This is a genomic window from Micrococcus sp. R8502A1, assembly GCF_006704135.1.
GTDB lineage: Bacteria > Actinomycetota > Actinomycetes > Actinomycetales > Micrococcaceae > Micrococcus > Micrococcus luteus.
This window is the reverse complement of record NZ_VIGS01000006.1, coordinates 1-23,076: the sequence shown is the minus strand read 5'-3', so window position 1 is coordinate 23,076 and position 23,076 is coordinate 1. Positions and strand designations below refer to the sequence as shown.

Below are 23,076 nucleotides of genomic sequence, written 5' to 3'. Positions count from 1 at the left end.
GGGTGGGCGGGTGAGCGCACACCTGTTGACCCACGGCATCATCCACTCGACGACGGACCCGTACGCACAGGCGCTGCTGGTCCGGGACGGGGTGATCGCCTGGCTCGGCGCGGACGACTCCGCGGACCGCGTGGCCGACCCGGGTGACGAACGGCGGGACCTCGACGGCGCCGTCGTCGTGCCGGTGTTCGTCGAGCCGCTGGCCCGGCCCGCGGACGCGCGGGACGCGTTGAGCCGCGGCACCGCCGTCGTGACGATCCTGGCCGGGCCCGAGGACACGGGCGCCGGGCCCGCCGACGAGGACGTCCAGACGGTCGTCTATCGGCACGCCGACCGCGTGGACGCCGAGGCGGCCGGGGTGTGGCTGCCCGTCGGGACCGGCACCGACCCCGCCACGCTCGCCGGTCTCCTGACGGCCTCGACCCAGGCGGGGGAGCAGGCCTACCTCGTCCCCGACGGCGGTGCGGACGCCGGGCCCGCCGCCCAGGACGTGGCCCTGACCGCCCTGCGCTCGGTCGCGGAGGAACTCGGCACCGCCGCCCTGGGCCGCGTGCGCCATCGGCTCGTGGTCACCCACTCGGTCACCGCCGAGGACCGCGCCTTCCTGGCCGCCGCCGGGGTCAGCGCCACCGTCGTCCCCGACGCGGACGGCGTGCTGCACGCCCCCGTGGCGAGCCTGCTGGCCGACGCCGTCTCCGTGTGCCTGGGCGCCGGCCCGGCCGGGGACCCGTGGGCCGCCGTCCGGTCGGCGCTGTCCCACCCCGACCCGGACGAGCGCATCTCCGCCCGCTCCGCCTTCGCCGCCGCGACCCGCACCCCGCTGCGCGCGCTGCCCGACGCTCCGGCGGCCGGCCTGTCCGTCGCCCCGCGCCTGAGCGTGTCGGCCCCGGCCGTGTTCGGCGTCTGGGACGCGGACGCGGTGGCTGTGCAGTCGCCGGACGGCCGGGTGGCGGCGTGGAGCACGGACACCCGAGCCGGCACGCCGCTGCTGCCGGCCCTCGACGCCGAGACCGCCCTGCCCCGCTGGCGGGCCACCTGGGTGGACGGCCGGATCGCCGCGGAGGACGTGGCCCGCGACGCGCGCGATGGCGCGACGCCGGCCTGAGACCTCCGCTTCCTATACTCGAACGGATGCGATGGCCCGTCCGACCGGCGGGCCGCCCCCACGACCCCGGCCGGAAGGCGAGAACCGCACATGCGCGTGCTGACCATCATCCCCACGTACAACGAGATCGAGTCGCTGCCGCTGACCCTCGGCCGACTCCGTGACGCCGTCCCGGAGTCCGACGTTCTCGTGGTGGACGACGCCTCCCCGGACGGCACCGGCGACTGGGCCGACACCCGCGCCGCCGAGGACCCCTCCGTGCACGTGCTGCACCGCACCACCAAGGACGGCCTGGGCGGCGCCTACATCGCCGGGTTCCGCTGGGGCCTGGAGCGCGGCTACGACGTCCTGGTCGAGATGGACGCGGACGGCTCGCACCAGCCCGAGCAGCTGCCGCGCCTGCTGGAGGCCGTCCGCACCGCGGACCTGGTGATCGGCTCGCGCCGCGTGCCGGGCGGCAAGATGGTGAACTGGCCGACCTCCCGCAAGATGATCTCGTGGGCCGGGTCCCTGTACCCGCGGATCATGCTCGGCCTCAACCTGACGGACATCACGGCGGGCTACCGCGCCTACCGGGCCGACACGCTCCGTGCGATCGACCTCGACGCGATCGAGTCCAAGGGCTACGGGTTCCAGGTGGACATGACCTTCCGCACGGCCCGGCTCGGCAAGCGGATCGTCGAGGTCCCGATCACGTTCGTGGAGCGTGAGCTCGGCGAGTCCAAGATGAGCGGCGGCATCATCGGCGAGGCCGTGGTCAACGTGACCCGCTGGGGCCTGGCCGCGCGCTGGGAGGGCCTGCGCGCCCGCCTCGGACTCTGAGGCGCACAGCCCCGAACGACGACGGGGCCGGATCCATGGCGGATCCGGCCCCGTCGTGCATGGGGGAGCGGCGGGTCAGGCGTTGACGTCCTCGCCGCGGCTGGCGCGCAGCTTGTTGAGCTGGATCTTGTAGGTCTCCTCCAGCTCCTCGAGGCTGCGGCGCTCGCGCAGCATGTCCCAGTGGGTGCGCACGGGCTTGCCCTCGGTCTCAGCCGGCTTCTCGCCGCTGACGAGGAACGCCTCCTTGCCGGTCTTCGAGGTCCAGGTGGCCGGCACGTCTGCCTCCACGGAGAAGGTCACGAACACCTGCTCGCCGTCCTCCGTGCGGTACTCCACCCGCTGCCGGGCGGCGGGCTCGACGCCGGCCTCGGACTCCAGGGACTGCGCGCCCAGGCGCATGCCCCGCAGGCTGCGATCGCTCACGTTTCCTCCTCGTCAGGCCGCGCCGAGGCCCGCGCGGGGGCGCGGGCCGATCGAGGCGCGGCGGGTCGTCCTCACTGATGGAACCATTCAGTGTCCCACAGCATTCCCGTCCGCCTCGCCGGCCGGGCGGGTGCCGGGGGTGCGGCCGGCCGACGGGTCGGGCTCGATCTCCTGCGGGGTGGCCAGGGCCTCGTCGAGCGAGGTCTGCGGCATGTCCTCCGCCGTCACCGCGCCGGCGGTCATCGCGTCCATGACGCCGCTGGCGCGCAGGGCGTCCGCGGTGGTGGGCCGGGACCCACGCGGCCGCCGCGCGCGCTCCGGGGTGACGCCGGCGTGCTCGGCTCCCGACTCGCCCGCGCGGTCCCCGGAGTCCCGACGCCGGGGTGCGTGCTCCGGGGTGGGGCGGTCGCCGTCGCCGGGGGCGAACGCCTCACCGAGGCCCTGCAGGGCGCGGGTGAGCTCGGCGGGGACCACGAACATGGTGGTGGCCTGGCCGTCGGCGATCTTGGGCAGGGACTGCAGGTACTGGTAGGCCAGGACCTCGGAGTCGGCGCCGCCGGAGTGGATGGCGTCGAAGACCACCTCGATCGCCTCGGCCTCGGCGTTGGCGCGCAGCACGCGGGCCTGAGCCTCGCCCTCGGCGGAGAGGATCTGGGACTGGCGCTCGCCCTCGGCCGTGAGGATGGCGGCCTGCTTCGTGCCCTCGGCGGTGAGGATGGCGGCGCGGCGGTCGCGCTCGGCGCGCATCTGCTTCTCCATCGAGTCCTGGATGGACATGGGCGGGTCGATGGCCTTGAGCTCCACCCGCGAGACCCGCAGGCCCCAGCGCGTGGTGGCGTCGTCCAGCACGCCGCGCAGCTGGGAGTTGATGGAGTCGCGAGAGGTCAGGGCCTCCTCGAGGTTCATGCCGCCCACGACGTTGCGCAGGGTGGTGGTGGTGAGCTGCTCCACCGCGTGGATGTAGTTGGCGATCTCATAGGTCGCGGCCTTGGCGTCCGTGACCTGGAAGTAGACGACCGTGTCGATGGAGACGACGAGGTTGTCCTCGGTGATCACCGGCTGGGGAGGGAAGGAGACGACCTGCTCGCGCATGTCCACCATCGGGAGCATGCGGTCCACGAACGGGATGATCAGGGTCAGCCCGGCGCCGGCCGTGCGGTTGTACTTGCCGAGGCGTTCGATGTTGGCCGTCCGCGCCTGCGGGATGATCTTGACCGAGGAGGCCACGATCACCGCCGCGAGGACGGCGAGGACGACGAGGACGATGAGGGTTTCCATCGGGGTCCCTTCTTCTGGGGTCGGTGCGGTCGGAACGAGGACGTGGGGTGGCTCAGGCGCCGTCCGCCTCCCAGTCGATGCGGGGGAGCGGACGGACCACCAGGGTGGCCCCGTCGATGCGCAGGACGGTCACCTCATCGCCGGGGGCGACCTCGGGCGCCCCGGGCTCGACGCGGGCGGACCAGGTGTCGCCGTCGACGGCGAGCGTGCCGGCGTCGCCGGTGATCGCGCCCTGGGCCGCGATGCGGCGCCCCGGGAGCGTGTCCAGGTACGAGGCGCCGGCGCCGGTGTCCTTGCGCAGGTGGCGCAGCGCGACGGGGCGCACGGCGGCGAGCATCAGCAGGGCGACGGCGGCGAACGCCGCGAGCTGGAGCGCCAGCGGGCCGCCCACGAGCGCGACCACCCCCGCCGCGCCGGCCCCGGCGGCGATCATCAGGAAGACGAGGTCGAGGGTCAGCAGCTCGACGCCGGCCAGGCCGGCGGCCAGCACCAGCCACAGCCAGCCCGCGTTCGCCTCGATCCACTCCATGCGTGCGCTCCCCTCCGTGTCGGGTGCGCGGACGGGTCTGCCGCGCGTCGACGTGTGATCCCCATCCTGCCCTACGCAGTGGCGCCGGACACAGCGTGTCCCCAGGCGGTCCTGGAAGGAGGGGGCTACCGCCCGGTAATGTGAGCTGCATGACATCTACACCCGTCGCGGTCTCGCCCCTGCTCCAGCCGATCACCCTGGGCCCCCTCACGCTGCCCAACCGGGTGGTCATGGCCTCGATGCACATGGGACTGGAGGATCGGCACGACGACCTGCCGCAGCTGGCGGCGTTCTACGCGGAGCGGGCACGCGGCGGCGTCGGACTCATCGTCACCGGCGGCCTGGGCGTCGTCCCCGAGGGCACGGTGACGCTGGGCGGGGGGATGCTCGCCAGCGAGCAGGACGCGCGCGCCCATCGCGTCGTCACGGACGCCGTCCACGCCGCCGGGGGCAGGATCCTGGCCCAGCTGCTGCACGCCGGGCGCTACGCCCCGAGTGCCGACCTGGTCTCGGCCTCCGCGGTGCAAGCCCCGATCTCCCGGCACACGCCCCGGGAGATGACGGCCGCGGACATCGAGCGGACCGTGAACGCGTTCGCACGCGCGGCCACGCTGGCCCTGGAGGCCGGATACGACGGTGTAGAGATCATGGCCTCGGAGGGCTACCTCCTCAACCAGTTCCTCGCCCCGGCGACGAACCGACGCGCGGACGAGTACGGGGGTGACGCCGAGCGCCGACGCCGGTTCCCGGTGGCGGTGGTCGCGGCCGTGCGCGAGGCGCTGGGGGAGCGCGGCGTGCTCTCGGTGCGCACCTCGGCGGCGGACCTCGTCCCCGACGGGCAGACCCGCGCGGAGATCGCGGACACCGCCCGGGCCTTCGAGGCCGCCGGAGCGGATGTCCTGATGACCGGCATCGGGTGGCACGAGTCCCGTGTGCCAACCATCGTGACCTCCGTGCCGCGCGCCGCGTTCCTCGCCGCCTCGGCTGACCTGACCGCCGCCGTCGACATCCCCGTGATCGCCTCCAACCGGCTGACCACCCCCGCCGAGGCGGAGGAGGCGCTGACGTCCGGGGCCGCCGCGCTCGTCGGGCTGGCCCGGCCCCTGCTGGCGGACCCGAACTGGATGGCCGCGATCAGCGACCCGCGCGCTCGGACCCTGACGCCGTGCATCGCCTGCAACCAGGCCTGCCTCGACCACGTGTTCACCGGGGCCAAGGTCTCGTGCCTGATGAACCCCCGCGCCGGGCGGGAGACGGAGCCGGCGTACGCCGCGCCCGTCCCGGTGGCCCTCGGCCGCCGTCGCCGGATCGCCGTGGTCGGTGCCGGGCCGGCGGGCCTGACGGCCGCGGAGCGTGCGGCCCGGTTCGGGCACGAGGTCACCCTGTTCGACCGGCACGCCGAGCCCGGCGGGCAGTTCCGGCTCGCCCGGCGCATCCCCGGCAAGGAGGAGTTCGGTCCCGCGCTGGAGCACCTGGCGGCCCGCGCGGCGGCATCCGGGGTGACGCTCGTCACCGGAGAGGAGGTGTCCGCACAGACACTCCTGACCGACGACGGGCGGCCGGGCTACGACGAGGTGCTCCTCACCACCGGCGTGCGGCCCCGGTCCGTCGCTCTGCCCGGGGCGGGGGAGCCGGGTGCGCCCGCCGTCCATGCGTACGACGACGTGGTCCTGGGGCACGTCGACGTCGGTCCGCGCGTCGCGGTGATCGGCGCCGGCGGCGTGGGCGTGGACGTCGCCGAGGCCCTGGCGGCCGGCACGGAACGGCCGGACGGGACACCAGAGACGCAGGAGCACTGGCGGGCCCGCTGGGGCGTGGCCCTGACCTCTCAGACGCCGGGCCAGCTGGCCAAGCCGGCCGCGGCCCACCCCGGACGCGAGGTCCACCTGCTTCAGCGCAGCCCCGGACCGATCGGCGTCCGACTGCGCCCCACCACCGGCTGGGTGCACCGCGCCGAGCTGCGGCGGCACGGGGTCCACCTGCACTCCGGTGTGACCTACGAGGGCCTCGGCCTCGACGGCCTGCGCGTGACCGCGCCGTCCCCGGAGGACCCTGAAACCCGCGTGGCGCTGACCCTGGACGTGACGGACGTCGTCGTGTGCGCCGGGCAGGAGTCCGAGACGGATCTCGTCGGGGACCTGGTGGCCGCGGGCTACGCGCCGGAGTCGGTGCGTCTGATCGGCGGAGCCGCCGAAGCCCGCGAGCTCGACGCCTACCGGGCCATGGACCACGCCGTGCGGGCCGTGCAGGGCTGAGCCGTGCCGCGGGCCGGCGGGCCCTCGCGGGCGAGCGACGTCGGGGCTACGGTCGGGGCATGGCTCTCATCTACACCGCACGCCTGGACCCGGACAAGCCCGAATGGATCCGCCGCCGGCTCGTGGCGCACGGACTGCCCGAGGACGTGACCGCCGAGAAGGTCGGCTCGTACCGGCTCGACGATCCCGCCGGCGAGATCGGCGTCGAGTCGATGCTCGTGCGCGTGGGGGATCGGCTCTACCAGACCGCGTTCGCCTACCGTGGCGAGGCACCCGCCGAGGGGGACGTCGTGGCCGAGGCGGAGCACTCCGTCCTGGGACGCCGCTGGGTCGTGGACGCCGCCACCGATCCGGACGCGCGCCGCATCCTCGCGGCGGGCGTGCGCGGCGAGATTCCGCAGGCCCGGCTCGAGATGCACGACGAGTCCGGGACCTACCTCGAGACGCGCGCCCCGGATCTCACCCTCCGCGTGATCGGCGCCGATGCGACGGGGGAGCTCGAGGTGCCGGTCGAGCTGTCGGAGACGGACGAGGCGGACGTCGACGGCCCGCGGTGCCTCATCGCCGAGGGAGACAGTGTGCGGGCCGTCGTCGCGCGTCTTACCTGAGGGGCGGTCCGCGCGGTCAGAGGCCGCGCGGACCCCAGGACCGCAGCCGGCGATGGCTGGTGAGCGACATGTACAGCGCGATGCACCAGCCGAGGACGGTCCACCCGGTGAGCAGGTTCACCCAGAACACCGCCCACACGTTGGAACGGCCACGGACGGCGGCGACGGCCCACGGAGCCAGATAACCCGCCGTAACGATGGCCAAGACGACGGCGATCGTCGCGTGCAGGGGGCGGTCGCGCTGGTCAGTCATGATCGTCATGGGTCCAGGCTACGCGCGAGACCCGCCGTGCAGGGCGCCCCTGTCCGCCGTCCTGTGGTGCGCCGATAATGTACATTATGTCAACTAGCCTGTTCTTCGCCTCCCCTTCGGAGGCCGCCTGCACGGCACGCGCCGCGTCGTGAACTGGCCCAGGTGGCCGCGCCGGGCGGCACCGACACCGCGTGCCGGGGTTCACTCCCCCGGGTCTGCGGACAGCCGCTCCAGCAACGGCAGGACAGCCGCCACCGCCGTCCGGCTCTCGTGCCAGAGCCCGTGTCGCAACCGGGAATGGACGGCCTGCTGGCTGATCCCGAGTTCGGCCGCCGCCTCTCGCTGACTGGCGCCGGCTTCGACCAGCCGTCCCGCCGCGTGCTGATCAGCGGACCGGCGCCGTTCCACCGCGGCGACCAGCTGCAGGGTGGCCTCCGCACAGCGCAGATCAGCCTCTCGGCCGGCATCCGAGGCGCGGTCCGCGCGACCTCCGCCCGGCAGCACGAGTCGGCCCGGTGCCCGCCGGGCCCGCCGCCGCTCGGCTGTTGTCAGGTACGACAATGATGAATCCTTGTCGAGGGCATCCTCGGGATCCAACAGCACCGCCCAGGACCCGGTCCGCACGGCCCACAGCGCCAAGCCGACCGCGGCCGCCATGCCGTCGACGACGACGGCCAGCTCGCCGTCGTGCGACGCCGCATCGGTGCCCGGGCCGGATTCGTCGAGAAGCCACGCCGCCGCGGTCACAGCCGCGTCCGGGCGAGGATCGTCGAGCAGCGCGGCTGCCAGACGCCGCGCGTCGTCAGCGGTGGCGGCGGTCGGTCGGATGGGCACCAGATGCACGGACACCATGCAGTGAGCCTACCTCTGACAAAGGCGCTGTCTTGTTGTGGGGCCCGTCTGCCGAGCCGTCCTCGGCCGGACGCTCCGTCCGGACGTCTCGGTGCGCCAGACTGGATGCATGACGTCCTCCCCCACCGCCCGTCGTGTCGTGCCCGCCGAGCATCGCGCCCCGCGCGGCGCCCTGCCTGCGCTTGCCGTCGACCTCCTGCTCACCGTCCTCTTCGTGGCTCTGGGTCAGGGGCAGCACTCCACGGAGCGCGGGCTGCTGGGTCTGCTGGTCGCGGCGGCGCCGTTCCTGGCAGGCCTCCTGCTCATGACCGGGGTGACCGCCGGACACCGGACGTGGGCCCGCGTGTGGCCCCACGGTGTGATCGTCTGGCTGGGGACCGTGGCGGTCGGGATGGTCCTGCGCGTGGCCTTCGGTCTCGGTGGTGCGCCGGTGTCCTTCGTGCTCGTGGCGCTCGGGGTGCTGGGCGTCCTGCTCCTGGGCCGCCGGGCAGTGACCGCCTGGCTGGTGCGCCGCACCCGGAGGTGAGGGCCCGGCGCGCAGCTAGGATCGTCGGGGACACCGGACCCGCAGCATCGAGGAAATGAGGACCGCCCGTGGTCACCGCCATCGTCTTGATCAAGACCGACAAATCCAGCATCCCGGAGACCGCCGAGACTCTCGCCGCGCTCGAGGGGGTCGGGTCGGTCTACTCCGTGACCGGCGCGTGGGACCTGGTGGCGATGGTCAAGGTGCGCCGCTACGAGGACCTCGCCGACGTGATCGCCGACCACCTCTCCAAGGTCGACGGGATCCAGGAGACCGAGACCATGCTGGCCTTCCGGACCTACTCGTCTGAGGACCTCGGCGAGGGATGGGCGCTCGGCTTCGACTCCTGAGCGTCCTCTCCACGACGGGCCCCATCTCGCCGGGGAGGGCCCGTCGTCGCACCATCAGGACCGGGAGAAGGCGACCCAGCGGTCCAGGACGTCACGCGCGGCGCCGGAGTCGATCGACTCGGCGGCCCGCGTCATGTTGGCCGCCAGTCGCTCCATCAGCGGCGCGTCCGCGTCGCGGTCCCAGGCCGTCAGGCCCGCGGCCGCGTTGAGGAGGACGGCGTCGCGGATCGGACCCTTCTCCCCCGCCAGCAGAGCGCGGACGAGGGTCGCGTTGTAGGCGCCGTCCCGCCCGGCCAGGGCCTGAACGGGGGCCAGGTCGATGCCCAGCTCGCGGGGATCGAGCTCGTGGGTGCGCACACCGTCCCGGACCTCCATGACGGTCGACGGCCCCGACGTCGTGATCTTGTCCCGGCCGTCCGCCCCGCGGAAGACGAAGCCGCGCACCCCTCGGTCCGCGAGCACCTGGGCGAGCAGCGGGACCATGGCCTCACTCGAGCAGCCCAGGGCCTGGGCGGTGACCTGGGCCGGATTGCTCAGGGGGCCGAGGAAGTTGAACACGGTGGGCACGCCGAGCTGCTTGCGCACCGGGGCCACATACTTCATGGACGGGTGGTAGTTCTGGGCGAAGAGGAACGTGATGCCCACGGCCTCGGCGCACTCCTCGGCCTTCCGGGCCGGCATGGACAGGTCCACGCCGAGGGCCTCGATCACGTCGGCCGCGCCGGCGGTGGACGAGGCGCCGCGGTTCCCGTGCTTGACGATCCGCGCGCCCGCACCGGCGGCCACGAGCGAGGACATCGTGGAGAGGTTCACGGTTCCCAGGCGGTCACCGCCCGTGCCCACGACGTCGAGGGTCTCCCCCGGCACGTGCACCGGGTTCGCCGCCTGCACCATCGCCTCGGTCAGGCCGCGCAGCTCCGGCACCGTCACCCCCTTGGCGGCCAGGGCGAGGAGGAATCCCCCCACCTGCCCCTCGGTGGCATCGCCGGCCATCATCTCCCCCATGGCCCACGCGGCGACGTCGTCGCTGAGGTCCTCACCGAGGGTGAGGGCGCGGAAGACCTCCGGCCAGGAGGTCCCCAGGACTGCTGCGGTGTTCTCGGGGGTGCTCACGCACTGAGCCTAGCGGCCCGGCCGCACCCGGGACCGCGCCATGTCATGCGCCGCACGCCCCGAACCTGAACATCCCCTGGACGCCACCCCCCGACTGCCACTGAAACCCCCCCGACGGTGCTGACGACCTGTCCTGCGACACGGTAGGTTCGATTTACCGCCCGGGCGGTGTTTGGGGCCATAATGGCTGGGTGACCACAGCTAACCCCACTCTCCATCAGCCCACCACGGGGCTCCCGAGCCGGCCGAACATGGTGCAGGTCGGGACCATGGTGTGGCTTGCCAGCGAGCTCATGTTCTTCGGTGGGCTCTTCGCCATGTACTTCACCCTTCGCTCCACGTCTCCGGAGCTCTGGGCCGAGCACACCGCGATCCTCAACGTCCCGCTCGCCGCGGTGAACACGACGATCCTGGTGCTCTCCTCCGTCACCGCCCAGTTCGGCGTCCTCGCCGCCGAGCGCCTTCAGCCCCGCCGCACCGGCGGCTTCCTGCAGTTCGGGAAGTGGGGCATGGTCGAGTGGTTCATCCTGACCTTCATCATGGGCTCGATCTTCGTGGCGGTGCAGTCCTACGAGTACGCGGTCCTCGTCTCCGAGGGTGTGACCGTCGCGGCGAACGCGTACGGCTCGGCGTTCTACATCACCACCGGCTTCCACGCCATCCACGTGACCGGCGGCCTGATCGCGTTCCTCTTCATCATCGGCCGCGCCTACATGGCCCGCCGCTTCGGCCACCACGAGGCCACGTCCGCGATCGTCGTGTCCTACTACTGGCACTTCGTGGACGTCGTCTGGATCGCCCTGTTCTTCATCGTCTACTTCCTGAAGTAAGACGACCCCCCACTCACCGCACCGACTTCAGGCCCGGGCCGGCAGCATGAGCGGCCCGCCCCGGAAGAGAACGATAGGAAACCCCCGTGAAGGCACTTTCGCAGAACCGACGCCATCCCCTGATGGGGCTGGCGCTCCTCCTGCTGGGACTCCTGGTGACCGGCGGACTGTACTCCGTCGCGAGCACCGTGAACCAGGCGCAGGCGGCCACGCAGGTCACCGCGGCCGCCTCGGCTGATGACATCTCCGAGGGCGAGAAGCTCTTCAACGCGAACTGCGCCTCGTGCCACGGCACGGGTGCCGCGGGGGGCCCCTCCGGCCCGTCCCTGATCGGTGTCGGCGCCGCCTCCGTCGACTTCCAGGTGGGCACCGGCCGCATGCCGATGCAGATGAACGGCCCGCAGGCCCAGGTCAAGCCGAACCAGTTCAACGACGAGCAGACGGCCCAGCTCGCCGCCTATGTCGCCTCGCTGGGTGCCGGCCCCGCCGTCCCCGAGGACGAGTACCTGGATGTGAACCACGAGGACGTGGACATCACCCGCGGCGGCGACCTGTTCCGCATCAACTGCGCCATGTGCCACAACGCGGCCGCGGCCGGCGGTGCGCTCACCCGCGGCAAGTACGCCCCCTCTCTGCAGGGCGTGGAGGAGAAGCACATCTACGAGGCCATGGAGACCGGCCCGCAGAACATGCCGGTGTTCTCCGACTCGAACATCAAGCCCGAGGACAAGCGCGACATCATCGCCTACCTGAAGACCATCGAGAACCAGGGCTCCCCCGGCGGCCTCGCCCTCGGCTCGCTCGGCCCCGTCTCCGAGGGCCTGTTCATCTGGACCGCTGGCCTGGCGCTGATCATCGGCTTCATGGTCTGGCTCACCAGCCGGTCCTCCTGATCCCGTCGGCGCAGGCGCGCCGACCACCCGTCATCGACATTCATCACTCGAGTAAAGGAAACAGGACATATGGGCGAGAAAGGCTTTGAAGGGACCGAGCACCGCTCGGATTCCCTCGAGCACGCCGGCGAGGACGCGCCCCGGTACGCGATCGACAACCCGGGCCTGCCTCCGCACCGTCCGCGCCTGGCCGATGAGGATCCGAAGGCTGCGAAGCGCGCCGAGCGTCAGGTCTCGGTCATGTTCCTCATCTCCATCGTGGGCACGGTGCTCTTCTTCATCGGCTACTTCGGTGTGGGGCAGATCGGCAACGGCGAGGCGTTCAGCAAGATCTACCTGCAGAACCTGCTGCTCGGCCTGGGCACCGCCCTCGCCATGTTCGGCATCGGCATCGGCGTGGTGCACTGGGCCAAGACCCTGATGCCCGACCACGAGACCGTGGAGGACCGTCACGAGATCCGCTCGGAGGACGACCGCGTGGCCGCCACCGGGATGATCTCCGAGATCCTGGACGAGTCGCAGATCAAGCGCCGCCCCCTGCTGCGCAACACCCTGATCGGTGCCGCCCTGCTGGCCCCCCTGCCGTTCATCGCCGTGTTCCGCGATCTGGACGACTCGGACAACTTCTCGGATGAGGAGATCCACAACTTCGGTCCGGAGCGTCTGCGTCACACCATGTGGGCCGAGGGCGTGCGCCTCGTGCGCGACCCCACCGGCTCCCCCATCAAGGCCTCGGACGTCACGCTCGGCTCCGCCGTGCACGTCATCCCCGACGGCCTGAACGACCTGGGCCCTGACAAGCTCAACCAGAAGGCCAAGGCCGTCGTCCTGCTCATGCGCCTCGACCCGGCCAAGGTGAAGATCACCCCGGGTCGCGAGGACTGGAACGTGGACGGGATCTTCGCCTACTCCAAGGTCTGCACGCACGTGGGCTGCCCGATCGCCCTGTACGAGCAGCACACCCACCACCTGCTCTGCCCCTGCCACCAGTCGACCTTCGACCTGACGCAGGAGTGCAAGGTCATCTTCGGCCCGGCCAGCCACGCGCTGCCGCAGCTGCCGATCACCGTGGACGATGAGGGCTACCTCGTGGCCCAGAGCGATTTCCATGAGCCCGTCGGGCCTGTCTACTGGGAGCGTGGCTGACACCTATGAGCACCACCGTGAATGAGTTCCAGCCGGCGACCACGACCGGCCGCATCGCCAACTTCGTCGACACTCGCATGGGCATGTCGCCGATCGTGAAGTTCTTCGGCCGCAAGATCTTCCCGGACCACTGGACGTTCATGTTCGGCGAGGTCGCCCTGTACAGCTTCGTCATCCTGCTGCTGTCCGGCGCGTTCCTCACCCTCTTCTTCGACCCCTCCATGTCGGAGGTCGTCTACGACGGGGCCTACGCCCCGCTGCGCGGCATCGAGATGTCCGCGGCCTACGCCTCGACCCTGGACATCTCGTTCGACGTGCGCGGCGGCCTGTTCATGCGCCAGCTGCACCACTGGGCGGCGCTGATGTTCGTGGCGGCCATGTCCGTCCACATGCTGCGCGTGTTCTTCACCGGCGCGTTCCGTCGCCCGCGTGAGCTGAACTGGCTGGTCGGCTGCTTCCTGCTGATGGCCGGCTGGGCCGCCGGCTTCACCGGCTACTCCCTGCCCGACGAGGTGCTCTCCGGCAACGGCCTGCGCATCATCGACGGCATCCTGAAGTCGCTGCCGCTGGTGGGCACGTACCTCTCCGCCTTCTTCTTCGGCGGCGAGTTCCCCGGCCACTCGGTCATCGGCCGCCTGTACGCCCTGCACATCATGATCGTGCCGGCCGCCATCCTGCTGCTGATCGGCATCCACCTGTTCATGGTCGTCGTGCACAAGCACACCCAGTACCCGGGCCCGGGCCGCACCGAGGACAACGTGGTCGGCTACCCGGTGGGCCCCGTGTACGCGGCCAAGGCCGGCGGCTTCTTCTTCATCGTGTTCGGTGTGCTCGCGCTCATCGCCTCCACGGTGACGATCAACGCCAACTGGAACTACGGCCCGTACGATCCGTCCCCGGTGCAGGCCGGCACCCAGCCCGACTGGTACATCGGCGTGTTCGACGGCGCCCTGCGCCTCATGCCGGGCATGATCGGCGACTACTCCTTCCTCTGGAACATCCCGATGCCGTGGGGCTCCTCGGTGTCCCTGCCCATGGGCGTGCTCGTGCCGCTGATCCCGGTCGGCGTCCTGCTCGTCGGCATGTGCACCTGGCCCTGGATCGAGCGGTGGATCACCAAGGACAACACTGAGCACCACCTGCTCGACCGTCCGCGCAACGCCCCGGCCCGCACGGGCATCGGCGTGGCCGCCGTCGTCTGGTACTGCGTCATGTGGGCGGCCGCGTCCTCGGACCTCATCGCCACCCACTTCCACCTCTCCCTGAACGACGTGCTGTACGTGCTGCGCGCGCTGTTCTTCCTCGGCCCGGTGATCGCCTTCATCGTGACCCGCCGCATCTGCCTGTCCCTGCAGCGCAAGGACCGTGAGCTGGTGCTCCACGGCCACGAGGCCGGCGTCATCGAGATGTCCCCCGAGGGCGGCTTCCACGAGCGTCACCGCCAGCTCACCGACTACGAGCTGTACCGCCTGGTGTCCTTCGAGGACCGCCGCCCGGTGCCGGCCATGCCCGGCCGCAACGGCAAGGTGGGCGCGCTGGAGAAGGCCCGTGCCGGCCTGAACCGCATGTTCTACCAGGATCGCGTCGCCCCGGTCTCCCGCGAGGAGCTGGTGGAGGCCCGCACCCACGGCCAGCACGGCCACGAGGAGTCCGCGGTCGAGCTCGAGCACGGCTCGCACGCCCCTCACCTGGATCGCTGATCCCGAGCGGCTGATTCCCTGACGAAGGGCCCCACGCACCATGGTGCGTGGGGCCCTTCGACGTTCCCAGGGTGACCTCGAGGACGCGCTGCCCTGAGCAGCCCCGACGCCGCGGCGCGCATCGGCCCGCATGGACGGCGAAGGGTTCAGGCCCGCCGGTCCCGGGCCACCCCCGTGGGCCTGCCCAGCGTTTCCCGCCAGCCTGGGACGTGCCCGGCCCCTGCTGACGGCCACGTGCCCGGTTCCGGACTCCCAGGTGCCGCGGGCCCGTGCCCGACGGTGTGTCCTGGCGGCGGGGGCTGTCCCGGCAGGGTGGCCATCCGCCACCCCTGGGCCCCGAGATGGACGACGGCCCGGATGCAGGCCACGGCGTCACGGTCAACATGGTGGGCACCGGTGCAGAGCCAAGCCGTACTCCGCTGCACCGATGCACCGATGCACCGATGGTGATGATGAGGCCCATCGCCGCAACCACCGGCCAGCCCTTTCTTCCTGACCGAGGAGCTGTCGACAGTGCGTGGCAGGTGCCCGTGCGGACGCGGCCACGGGCTCTCCGGAGGCCGGGCCGGCCCCGCCCCCTCGGACGGTGCAGAGGGGGCGGAGGGGGCCTCGTCCGGCGCCCACCGAAAGTGTCACCCTCACCTCGCCACGTGGACCGTCACAAGCGACGGCCCTGCTGGCCTGCACCCCGTGCGACTCCCCTGCCCGGTCTCTACGTGACGAGGCTCGTTCCGGCCGCTGAGAGCGGCGTAGGAGTCGCGGGCACGGGCATCAACGGGACGCGCGACGGGACGGCCCATTCAAGTGCCGCCGCGGCACGCAGACGTCGTCATGGGCAGCGCGGTGAGGCGCTCCTGGCGCGCCGCTGACTCTGCGCGGCGGTCGATGCCCGGGCCTACGGAGACCACGAGACAGCGGGACGGGCCACCAGGCGAACCCTTCACCCGGGCACCACGCTTGGCCCCCGAGCGGCGAGTAGGCCGGTCGCCGTGACCGGCCCCGCGGCGCAGGGGCTGGCCGCCGCGACGGCGGGCTGGCCGTACTCAGCTCCCAGGGAAACGCCGCAGGCCGGACCCCCGAGGGGTCCGGCCTGCGGCGTTCGACGACGGCCAGGTCAGTGGGCGTACTTGCCCCGAGAGAACTCGTAGACCCACCCGAAGGTGAAGTAGGCGGCGGCGACGATGCCGATGATGAAGACCCACCAGCCGACGGCCAGGCCGGTCACGATGATCGCGCAGCCCAGGCCGAGGCCCAGCGGCCACCAGCTCCAGGGAGCGAAGGTGCCGTAGGTGCCGGCGTACTCGACGATCTGACCGTCCTCGTCATCTGCAGGGCCGACGCCGTATTTGTGCTCGGCGGCCCGCAGGTACCAGGCGATCATCCAGGACATCGCGCTCAGGGCGTAGAGGGCCGGGATGCCAGCCCACTCAGTCCACTCGATCCAGAATCCGTACAGGGTGCCTGCGGCCACGAAGAACAGGCCGATCACCCAGAAGATGTTCGCTGCGACCTTCACCGGGACACCTTCTCTCCGAAGGCCTCAGACGTGTTCTGAGGCGAGTGCGGGAAGAGCTCCGGGTGGTGCAGATCCAGCGCCGGACGCTCGGAGCGGATGCGCGGCAGGGAGTGGAAGTTGTGCCGCGGCGGCGGGCACGAAGTGGTCCACTCGAGCGAGGCGCCGAAGCCCCACGGGTCGTCCACGGTGACCTTCTTGCCATAGCGCGAGGTGATGTAGACGTTCCAGAAGAACGGGATCAGCGACGCGCCGAGAACGAAGGAGAAGACCGAGGAGAACGCGTTCATCGCCTGGAAGCTGTCCTCCACCATGTAGTCCGCATAGCGGCGGGGCATGCCGATGACGCCGAGCCAGTGCTGGATCAGGAACGTGCCGTGGAAGCCCACGAACAGCAGCCAGAACTGGATCTTGCCGAGACGCTCGTTCAGCATCTTGCCGGTGAACTTGGGCCACCAGAAGAAGAAGCCGGCGAACATCGCGAACACCACGGTGCCGAAGATGACGTAGTGGAAGTGCGCCACGACGAAGTAGGTGTCGGACACCTGGAAGTCCAGGGGCGGCGACGCCAGGATGACGCCGGTCAGGCCACCGAACAGGAAGGTGACCATGAAGCCGAGCGTCCACAGCATCGGGGTCTCGAAGGTGATCGAACCGCGCCACATGGTGCCGATCCAGTTCACGAACTTCACGCCGGTCGGGACCGCGATGAGCATGGTCATCACGGAGAAGAACGGCAGGAGCACGGCGCCGGTCACGTACATGTGGTGCGCCCACACCGTCACGGAGAGCGCGGCGATCGCCGTCGTCGCGAACACGATGGACTTGTAGCCGAAGATCGGCTTGCGGGAGAACACCGGGATGATCTCCGACACGACGCCGAAGAACGGCAGGGCGATGATGTACACCTCGGGGTGGCCGAAGAACCAGAAGAGGTGCTGCCACAGGATGGCGCCGCCGTTCTCCGGGTTGAAGATGTGGCCGCCGAAGCGACGGTCCAGGCCCAGCGCGAAGAGCGCGGAGGCAAACGGCGGGAACGCCATCATGATCAGGATGCTGGTGATGAGCGTGTTCCAGGTGAAGATCGGCATGCGCCACATCGTCATGCCAGGAGCACGCATCGTCAGGATCGTGGTGATGAAGTTGACGCCGCCCATGATCGTGCCGAAGCCCTGGAGGACCAGACCGAACACCCAGAGGTCACCGCCGACGCCCGGCGAGAACGTGGTGTTGGAGAGCGGGGCGTAGGCGAACCAGCCGAACGAGGCCGCACCCTGCGGGGTGAGGAACCCGGCGGTCGCGATGAGGGAGCCGAACAGGAAGAACCAGAACGCCAAGGCGTTCAGACGCGGGAAGGACACGTCCGGAGCACCGATCTGCAGCGGCACCAGCACGTTGGCGAAGCCCGTGAAGAGCGGGGTCGCGAACATGAGCAGCATGAGCGTGCCGTGCATGGTGAACAGCTGGTTGTACTGCTCCTTCGTCTGCAGGATCTGCATGCCGGGCTCGAAGAGCTCCGCGCGGATCATGAGGGCCATGACGCCGCCGATGCAGAAGAAGACGAAGGACGTGATCAGGTACATGTACCCGAGCACCTTGTGGTCGGTCGTCGTCAGCCAGCTGACGACGATCTTGCCCAGCGAACGGGGCACCACACGAGGCTGCGCCTGTGAGCGCACCTCATCCGTTGCGTACTCGTAAGTGGTCATCAGTGGCTACCTCCACCGCGGGGGGTCTGGAGATCGCGCTCCATCGTCCCGGCGCCGTCAGGGTTGTTGTTGGGATTGCGGCTGTACTCGTCGCCCACCTGACCCGGCTCCATCTCCTCGAGGCGCTGGACGAACTCCGCCTCGTCGACGACCTCCACGTTGAAGAGCATCTCGGAGTGGGACTCGCCGCACAGCTCGGCGCACTTGCCGTCGTAGCTGCCCAGCTCCTGGGGGGTCAGGTACAGGTGGTTGGTCTTGCCGGGCACCATGTCGCGCTTCTGGAGGAACTGCGGGATCCAGAAGGAGTGGGCCACGTCACGGGACTTCAGCTCGAAGTGCACCGGCACGTCATTCGGCAGGTACAGGACCGGAAGGGTGTCACGCACGCCCTCGGTGCCGTCCAGCTGGGCCTGGATGCCGGAGTAGTAGGCCTCGATGACCTCGCCGTTCTCCTGCTCGTAGGAGTAGTTGAAGTCCCAGGACCACTGCTTGCCGTACACGGTGACGGTCAGCGGCGAGTCGTCCACGGGGCGGTCGACCTCGGTCTGGACGCGGTCGGTGAAGCCCCAGAAAGTGAAGACCATCAGGATCGGGATGGCCGTGAACATGGTCTCGAGCGGCACATTGTAGGCCGTCTGCTTCGGGAAGCCCTGGTCGTTCTTGCGGCGGCGGTACGCCACCATGCACCAGATCATGGCGCCCCAGGCCAGCAGGCCGACGACCATGGCCGCGATCCAGGAGTTCACCCACAGGTCGGTGAGCTGGGCGTTGTGGTTGGTGGTGTCCCGGGTGCCGGGGTACCAGCCGCGCTGGACCTCTGCCGAACAGCCGGTCAGCACCAGGAGCGCCGTGGTGCCCACGGCACCGGCGGTCCAGCGGCGGCGGGTCCGACGTCCGGCGTCATTCTGTGCTCTCACAGACGGCCTTCCTCTTCATCTCGTGTGCGAGGGGCGTCCCCGCTCCCCCGGCGATTCGGCGGCTTCTCGCAGCGTCCTCGCAGGGAGCACGGGTATGCCCTGATGATTCAGAGCCAGTCTAAGCCGAAACACGCGGATTCTCCGCACCGTGACACGTGCCGATCGTGTCTGGGAGTCGGGTCCGAGCATCCTGGGCGCGGTGCCCGGGCACGACGACGGCGGGCCGGCCGAGGCCGACCCGCCGGTTCGCGGTCCGTGGCGCTCCGGGCGCCCGCAGATCAGTGGAAGGAGTCGCCGCAGGCGCACGAGCCGCCTGCGTTGGGGTTGTCGATCGTGAAGCCCTGCTTCGAGATGGTGTCCTCGAAGTCGATGGTCGCGCCCATGAGGTAGGGCACGCTCATCTTGTCGACGATCACCTCGACCCCGTCGTAGTCACGGACGGTGTCGCCGTCGAGGACGCGCTCGTCGAAGTAGAGCTGGTAGATCAGGCCCGAGCAGCCGCCCGGCTGCACGGCGACGCGCAGCCGCAGGTCCGTGCGGCCCTCCTGCTCGAGCAGCGAGCGCACCTTGCCGGCCGCCACGTCGGTCAGCTCGACCTCGTGCGGGGGCAGGCCCTCGGCGTCCTGGGTCGCGCCGATCTCGACGCCGGTCTCCTCTGCGGACAGAGCCATCGTGACCTCCTCAGATCATGGGGCGCGGACGGGGCCGTCACGCGCGTGTGGTCTCCCGGGCAACACTAGCCGCCCACGGGGCATTCCCGGCCCGCCGCACCGACGGGCCGGGCGGCGCTCACGCCGAGAGCCGCGCGAGCCAGAGCGCCTCGGCCACGACGGCCCGCTGGAAGTCGTCGATGTGCAGCGACTCGTTGGCCGAGTGCGCCCGCGTGTCCGGGTCCTCCACGCCCGTGATGAGGAGGGTGGCCTCCGGGAAGACCTCGGCGAGGTCCGCGGTGAACGGGATGGAGCCGCCCATGCCGATCGCCCGGGGCTCGACGCCCCAGGCGTCCTCCAGGGCGGCCATCATCGCGGCCGCGGCGGGGGCCGAGGTGTCCGTCGTGAACGGCTGACCGAACTCCCCCGCGGTGACCGTGGTCTCCGCGCCGAGCACCGCCGCGGACTGCGCCTCCAGGTGGGTGCGCAGCGCCTCGAAGGCCTCCGCGGGCTCCATGCCGGGGCCCAGGCGCAGCGAGAACTTCGCGCGCGCCGCGGGCTGGATCGTGTTCGAGGACTCCGCGACCGAGGGCGCGTCGATCCCGATGATGCTCAGCGCGGGAGCGTTCCACAGCCGGTCCGCGACCGGGCCGCGGCCGGCCAGGGTCACCCCGTCCAGCACGCCCGCGTCCGCGCGGAAGACGTCCTCGGGGTAGTCCAGGCCCGCGGTCTGCCGCGGCTCGAGGCCGGGCACGGCGACCGCGCCGTCCGCGTCGTGGAGCGTGGCGATCAGCCGCGAGAGCAGGACGACGGCGTCCAGGACCGGCCCGCCGAACATGCCGGAGTGCACGGCGTGGTCGAGCACCCGGACGGTCACCGTGCCGTCCACCAGCCCACGCAGGGAGGTGGTCAGCGCGGGCTCCCCCACGGCCCAGTTGGACGAGTCCGCGACCACGATCGCGTCGGCGTCGAGGCGCGCCCGGTGCTTCTCCAGGAAGGTGCGGAAGGTGGGCGAGCCGGCCTCCTCCTCGCCCTCGATGAAGACGCGGACGCCGACGCCGGCGTCGGGCAGGACGTCCCGCAGGGCGGCGAGGGCGGCGAGGTGGACCATGATGCCGGCCTTGTCGTCGGCGGCGCCGCGGCCGTACAGCCGCCCGCCGCGCTCGGTGGCCACGAGCGGCGGGGTGTCCCAGAGGTCCTCGTCCCCGATCGGCTGCACGTCATGATGGGCATACAACAAGACGGTGGGCTTGTCAGAGGCGCCGGGCTTCTCGCCGATCACCGCCGGCCCACCGGGCCGGTCGTCGTCGCGGGTCTCGGTCACGATCTCCACCTCCTGCAGGCCCGCCTCGCGCAGCAGGCCCGCGACGGCCTCGGCGGACCGCTCGAGCTGGGTGCGGTCCGCGGAGTCCCAGGCGATGCCCGGGATCGCCACGAGGTCGGTGAGGGTCTGGAGGGTCGTCGGAAAACGGGCCTCGACGGCCTCACGGACGGCGGAGACGAGGGCCGCGTCCTGCGGCGCACGGGAGGTGATGTCAGTCATGACGGCCAGCGTAGACGGCGGCCGGGCCGAGGGTCGTGCCCCCGGGCGGTCCGGACCCGCCCCACCACTAGACTGGACGGGTGTTCAAGCGAGACAAGACCCCCGAGACCGCGCCCGCCCCCTCGACTCACGGCTCCTCGGCCGCTCCCGCCGAGGGCGCCGCCGTGGCCGAGGACGGGCCGCGCGACCGCTCGCAGGGCAAGAAGGGCCCGACTCCGCGGCGCCGCGACCAGGAGGCTGCGCGCCGTCGCACTCTGGTCCCCGAAGATCGCAAAGCGGCTCGCAAGGCCGAGCGCCAGGCGATGGCCCAGGAGCGGATGCGCCAGCGCGCCGCGCTGGAGACCGGGGACGAGCGCGGTCTCCCGGCACGCGACAAGGGGCCGCAGAAGCGCTGGGTCCGTGACTACGTGGACGCGCGGACCGGGATCGGCGAGTGGCTCATGCCCGTCGTCTTCGCCTACGTCCTGCTCATGTTCATCCCCGGTCGCGAGGCGCAGCTGATCCTGATGATCAGCCTGTACGTCCTCGTGGCCCTCGTGCTCATCGAGAGCTTCCTGGTCAGCCGGCACATCAAGAAGGGCCTCACGGAGCGCTTCGGCACGCCGGAGTCCGGGACCGGCTTCTACGGCATCATGCGGGCCCTGCAGTTCCGCCGCCTGCGTCTGCCCAAGCCCCAGGTCAAGCGGGGCGAGTACCCCGCCTGACACGACACCGCGCCACGGCCCGGACCCCGGTGGGTCCGGGCCGTCGCGTCCCCGGCGAGCAGACCGTCAGCCCCGCAGGGACCGGGCCAGCCCGGCGGTGATCCGGCCGGCCCAGAACGGGCCCTCGTACAGGAACGCCGTGTATCCCTGGACGAGGTCCGCGCCCGCGTCGAGCCGGGCCTGGACGTCGTCGGCGTCCGTCACCCCGCCCACGCTGACGACGGCGGTGCCCGTCGGCAGCGCCGCCCGCAGGACCTCCAGCACCCGCATCGACCGCTCCTGCAGCGGGGCGCCGGACAGGCCGCCCGCGCCCAGGGCGTCCACGTCGGCACGCGGGGTGCGCAGACCCTCCCGGGAGACGGTCGTGTTGGTCGCGATGACGCCGTCCAGCCCGAGGCGCTCGGCGAGCGCCCCGACGGCGCGCACGTCGTCGTCCGCCAGGTCCGGGGCGATCTTCACGGTCAGCGGCACGCGACGGTCCGGGACCGCACGGTCGGCCTCCTCGCGCACCGCCGTGAGGATCGGCTCCAGCGCGTCGATCTCCTGCAGCTGGCGCAGCCCCGGCGTGTTCGGCGAGGACACGTTGACCGTCAGGTAGTCGGCGTGGGGCGCGAGCAGGCGGGTCGAGGCCCGGTAGTCGTCCGCCGCGTCCTCGAGCGGGACCACCTTGGTCTTGCCGATGTTCACGCCCAGGACCGGCCGGGTCGGACCGAAGCGGCGCTCCAGCGTCTGCCGGGTCCGCGCCAGGCGGGGGGCGACGGCCGCCGCGCCGTCGTTGTTGAAGCCCATGCGGTTGACCAGCGCCCGGTCGTCCACGAGACGGAACAGTCGCGGTTGCGGGTTGCCGGGCTGCGGCTGCGCCGTGATCGTGCCGACCTCGATGTGGCCGAACCCGAGGTCGGCCAGGGCGGCGGTCCCCCGGCCGTCCTTGTCGAACCCCGCGGCCAGGCCGAAGGGCGTCGGGAACCGCAGGCCCATGACCGTGCGCGCGAGCAGCGGGTCCGGGCGGAAGGCGGCGCGCAGGGCGGCGGACGCCCCGGTGCGCTCGACCAGCCGGATCGCGTCGAAGCCCCGATGGTGCGCCTGCTCCGCGTCCATGCCGCCGAACACGGCACGGAAGAAGGGCGGGTACAGGCGAGGCGCGCGGGAGGTCAGGAGGCCGTCGACGGCGGACTTGGGATCAGGCAGCTGCATGCCCCCATCCTCGCACGGGCCTCCCGCCCGCCCAGGGTCCTCCTACAGTGGTCGGATGGCCCGTGACCCCGCCTCTTATACACATCTGCCGCTGCCGACGAGCGCATAAAGGGGGATCTCGGGGGGCGCCGGAACCTCAAAAAAAAACAAAAAATCATACAAG

23 protein-coding genes are annotated in these 23,076 nt (G+C 71.4%); 11 read left to right on the top strand and 12 right to left on the bottom strand.

From position 1 onward, the window contains the following. Nucleotides 1–10 precede the first annotated feature (10 nt). Both FLM69_RS02350 and FLM69_RS02345 read left to right on the top strand, forming a co-directional pair. The gene (locus FLM69_RS02350) at nucleotides 11–1,105 is read left to right on the top strand and encodes a hypothetical protein (RefSeq protein ID WP_141842885.1); all 1,095 of its coding nucleotides are present in this window, start codon (nucleotides 11–13) and stop codon (nucleotides 1,103–1,105) included. A gap of 90 nt (nucleotides 1,106–1,195) precedes the next feature. Beyond that, the gene (locus tag FLM69_RS02345; RefSeq protein WP_141842883.1) at nucleotides 1,196–1,927 is read left to right on the top strand and encodes a polyprenol monophosphomannose synthase; all 732 of its coding nucleotides are present in this window, start codon (nucleotides 1,196–1,198) and stop codon (nucleotides 1,925–1,927) included. A gap of 75 nt (nucleotides 1,928–2,002) precedes the next feature. On the opposite strand, the gene FLM69_RS02340 is transcribed toward FLM69_RS02345, so the two are convergent. The 3 genes from FLM69_RS02340 to FLM69_RS02330 form a co-directional block, all read right to left on the bottom strand. Continuing rightward, on the bottom strand, nucleotides 2,003–2,350 hold the full coding sequence (locus tag FLM69_RS02340) for an RNA polymerase-binding protein RbpA (RefSeq protein ID WP_141842881.1): 348 nt from the start codon (nucleotides 2,348–2,350) through the stop codon (nucleotides 2,003–2,005). A gap of 87 nt (nucleotides 2,351–2,437) precedes the next feature. Further along, nucleotides 2,438–3,628 carry an SPFH domain-containing protein gene (locus FLM69_RS02335; protein ID WP_141842879.1) on the bottom strand — a complete coding sequence of 397 codons (1,191 nt, stop codon included), beginning with the start codon at nucleotides 3,626–3,628 and terminating at the stop codon, nucleotides 2,438–2,440. A 52-nt stretch (nucleotides 3,629–3,680) separates the two neighbouring features. Beyond that, entirely contained in the window at nucleotides 3,681–4,157 is a 477-nt protein-coding gene (locus tag FLM69_RS02330; protein ID WP_036384775.1) for an NfeD family protein, read from the bottom strand. A gap of 149 nt (nucleotides 4,158–4,306) precedes the next feature. Between FLM69_RS02330 and FLM69_RS02325 the strand changes: the two genes are divergently transcribed. Together FLM69_RS02325 and FLM69_RS02320 are read left to right on the top strand one after the other, a co-directional pair. Further along, nucleotides 4,307–6,412, top strand: coding sequence for an NADPH-dependent 2,4-dienoyl-CoA reductase (locus FLM69_RS02325; RefSeq protein WP_141842877.1), 2,106 nt, complete (start codon nucleotides 4,307–4,309; stop codon nucleotides 6,410–6,412). Between the two features lie 59 nt (nucleotides 6,413–6,471). Beyond that, nucleotides 6,472–7,020, top strand: coding sequence for a hypothetical protein (locus FLM69_RS02320; RefSeq protein ID WP_036384770.1), 549 nt, complete (start codon nucleotides 6,472–6,474; stop codon nucleotides 7,018–7,020). 16 nt (nucleotides 7,021–7,036) lie between these two features. Here the strand turns inward: FLM69_RS02320 and FLM69_RS02315 are convergent, their stop codons facing one another. Together FLM69_RS02315 and FLM69_RS02310 are read right to left on the bottom strand one after the other, a co-directional pair. After that, the gene (locus FLM69_RS02315) at nucleotides 7,037–7,282 is read right to left on the bottom strand and encodes a superinfection immunity protein (RefSeq protein ID WP_036384763.1); all 246 of its coding nucleotides are present in this window, start codon (nucleotides 7,280–7,282) and stop codon (nucleotides 7,037–7,039) included. A 192-nt stretch (nucleotides 7,283–7,474) separates the two neighbouring features. After that, the gene (locus FLM69_RS02310; protein ID WP_141842875.1) at nucleotides 7,475–8,125 is read right to left on the bottom strand and encodes a hypothetical protein; all 651 of its coding nucleotides are present in this window, start codon (nucleotides 8,123–8,125) and stop codon (nucleotides 7,475–7,477) included. Between the two features lie 109 nt (nucleotides 8,126–8,234). Here FLM69_RS02310 and FLM69_RS02305 point away from each other — a divergent pair, with 109 nt between their 5' ends. After that, nucleotides 8,235–8,651, top strand: a complete 417-nt coding sequence (locus FLM69_RS02305) for a DUF3054 domain-containing protein (protein WP_134416996.1) — start codon at nucleotides 8,235–8,237, stop codon at nucleotides 8,649–8,651. Nucleotides 8,652–8,719: 68 nt separating this feature from the next. Continuing rightward, complete coding sequence (locus tag FLM69_RS02300; RefSeq protein ID WP_134416997.1) at nucleotides 8,720–9,001, top strand: Lrp/AsnC family transcriptional regulator; 282 nt, start codon at nucleotides 8,720–8,722, stop codon at nucleotides 8,999–9,001. A gap of 54 nt (nucleotides 9,002–9,055) precedes the next feature. On the opposite strand, the gene trpD is transcribed toward FLM69_RS02300, so the two are convergent. After that, nucleotides 9,056–10,114 carry an anthranilate phosphoribosyltransferase gene (trpD, locus tag FLM69_RS02295; protein ID WP_002854528.1) on the bottom strand — a complete coding sequence of 353 codons (1,059 nt, stop codon included), beginning with the start codon at nucleotides 10,112–10,114 and terminating at the stop codon, nucleotides 9,056–9,058. 251 nt (nucleotides 10,115–10,365) lie between these two features. On the opposite strand from trpD, the gene FLM69_RS02290 reads away from it, so the two are divergent. The 4 genes from FLM69_RS02290 (at nucleotide 10,366) to FLM69_RS02275 (ending at nucleotide 14,683) form a co-directional block, all read left to right on the top strand. Next, complete coding sequence (locus FLM69_RS02290) at nucleotides 10,366–10,944, top strand: cytochrome c oxidase subunit 3 (RefSeq protein ID WP_020625607.1); 579 nt, start codon at nucleotides 10,366–10,368, stop codon at nucleotides 10,942–10,944. A gap of 86 nt (nucleotides 10,945–11,030) precedes the next feature. Continuing rightward, nucleotides 11,031–11,837 carry a cytochrome c gene (locus FLM69_RS02285; protein ID WP_036315101.1) on the top strand — a complete coding sequence of 269 codons (807 nt, stop codon included), beginning with the start codon at nucleotides 11,031–11,033 and terminating at the stop codon, nucleotides 11,835–11,837. Nucleotides 11,838–11,906: 69 nt separating this feature from the next. Next, nucleotides 11,907–12,983, top strand: a complete 1,077-nt coding sequence (locus FLM69_RS02280; protein WP_036384754.1) for a ubiquinol-cytochrome c reductase iron-sulfur subunit — start codon at nucleotides 11,907–11,909, stop codon at nucleotides 12,981–12,983. A gap of 5 nt (nucleotides 12,984–12,988) precedes the next feature. Continuing rightward, complete coding sequence (locus FLM69_RS02275) at nucleotides 12,989–14,683, top strand: cytochrome bc complex cytochrome b subunit (RefSeq protein WP_036384751.1); 1,695 nt, start codon at nucleotides 12,989–12,991, stop codon at nucleotides 14,681–14,683. Nucleotides 14,684–15,797: 1,114 nt separating this feature from the next. On the opposite strand, the gene FLM69_RS02270 is transcribed toward FLM69_RS02275, so the two are convergent. The 5 genes from FLM69_RS02270 to FLM69_RS02250 form a co-directional block, all read right to left on the bottom strand. After that, complete coding sequence (locus tag FLM69_RS02270) at nucleotides 15,798–16,199, bottom strand: cytochrome c oxidase subunit 4 (RefSeq protein ID WP_036384748.1); 402 nt, start codon at nucleotides 16,197–16,199, stop codon at nucleotides 15,798–15,800. Then, a complete protein-coding gene (ctaD, locus tag FLM69_RS02265) occupies nucleotides 16,196–17,905 on the bottom strand; it encodes a cytochrome c oxidase subunit I (RefSeq protein WP_052007134.1) in 1,710 nt (569 codons plus the stop codon). Before ctaD ends, FLM69_RS02270 begins: the two co-directional genes overlap by 4 nt. Continuing rightward, nucleotides 17,905–18,765: a cytochrome c oxidase subunit II gene (coxB, locus tag FLM69_RS02260; RefSeq protein WP_065423799.1), complete on the bottom strand. Its 861-nt coding sequence runs from the start codon at nucleotides 18,763–18,765 to the stop codon at nucleotides 17,905–17,907. The genes ctaD and coxB overlap by 1 nt, the downstream gene beginning before the upstream one ends. Nucleotides 18,766–19,100: 335 nt before the next feature. Further along, complete coding sequence (gene erpA / locus FLM69_RS02255; protein ID WP_002854644.1) at nucleotides 19,101–19,493, bottom strand: iron-sulfur cluster insertion protein ErpA; 393 nt, start codon at nucleotides 19,491–19,493, stop codon at nucleotides 19,101–19,103. A gap of 118 nt (nucleotides 19,494–19,611) precedes the next feature. After that, nucleotides 19,612–21,015, bottom strand: coding sequence for a dipeptidase (locus tag FLM69_RS02250; protein ID WP_061867290.1), 1,404 nt, complete (start codon nucleotides 21,013–21,015; stop codon nucleotides 19,612–19,614). A gap of 80 nt (nucleotides 21,016–21,095) precedes the next feature. On the opposite strand from FLM69_RS02250, the gene FLM69_RS02245 reads away from it, so the two are divergent. Further along, nucleotides 21,096–21,719 (top strand): DUF3043 domain-containing protein, encoded by a 624-nt coding sequence (locus FLM69_RS02245; protein ID WP_061867291.1) that lies wholly within the window; start codon nucleotides 21,096–21,098, stop codon nucleotides 21,717–21,719. A 66-nt stretch (nucleotides 21,720–21,785) separates the two neighbouring features. Here FLM69_RS02245 and FLM69_RS02240 read toward each other — a convergent pair whose 3' ends face one another. Then, nucleotides 21,786–22,913 (bottom strand): quinone-dependent dihydroorotate dehydrogenase, encoded by a 1,128-nt coding sequence (locus tag FLM69_RS02240; protein ID WP_061867292.1) that lies wholly within the window; start codon nucleotides 22,911–22,913, stop codon nucleotides 21,786–21,788. Nucleotides 22,914–23,076 lie beyond the last annotated feature (163 nt).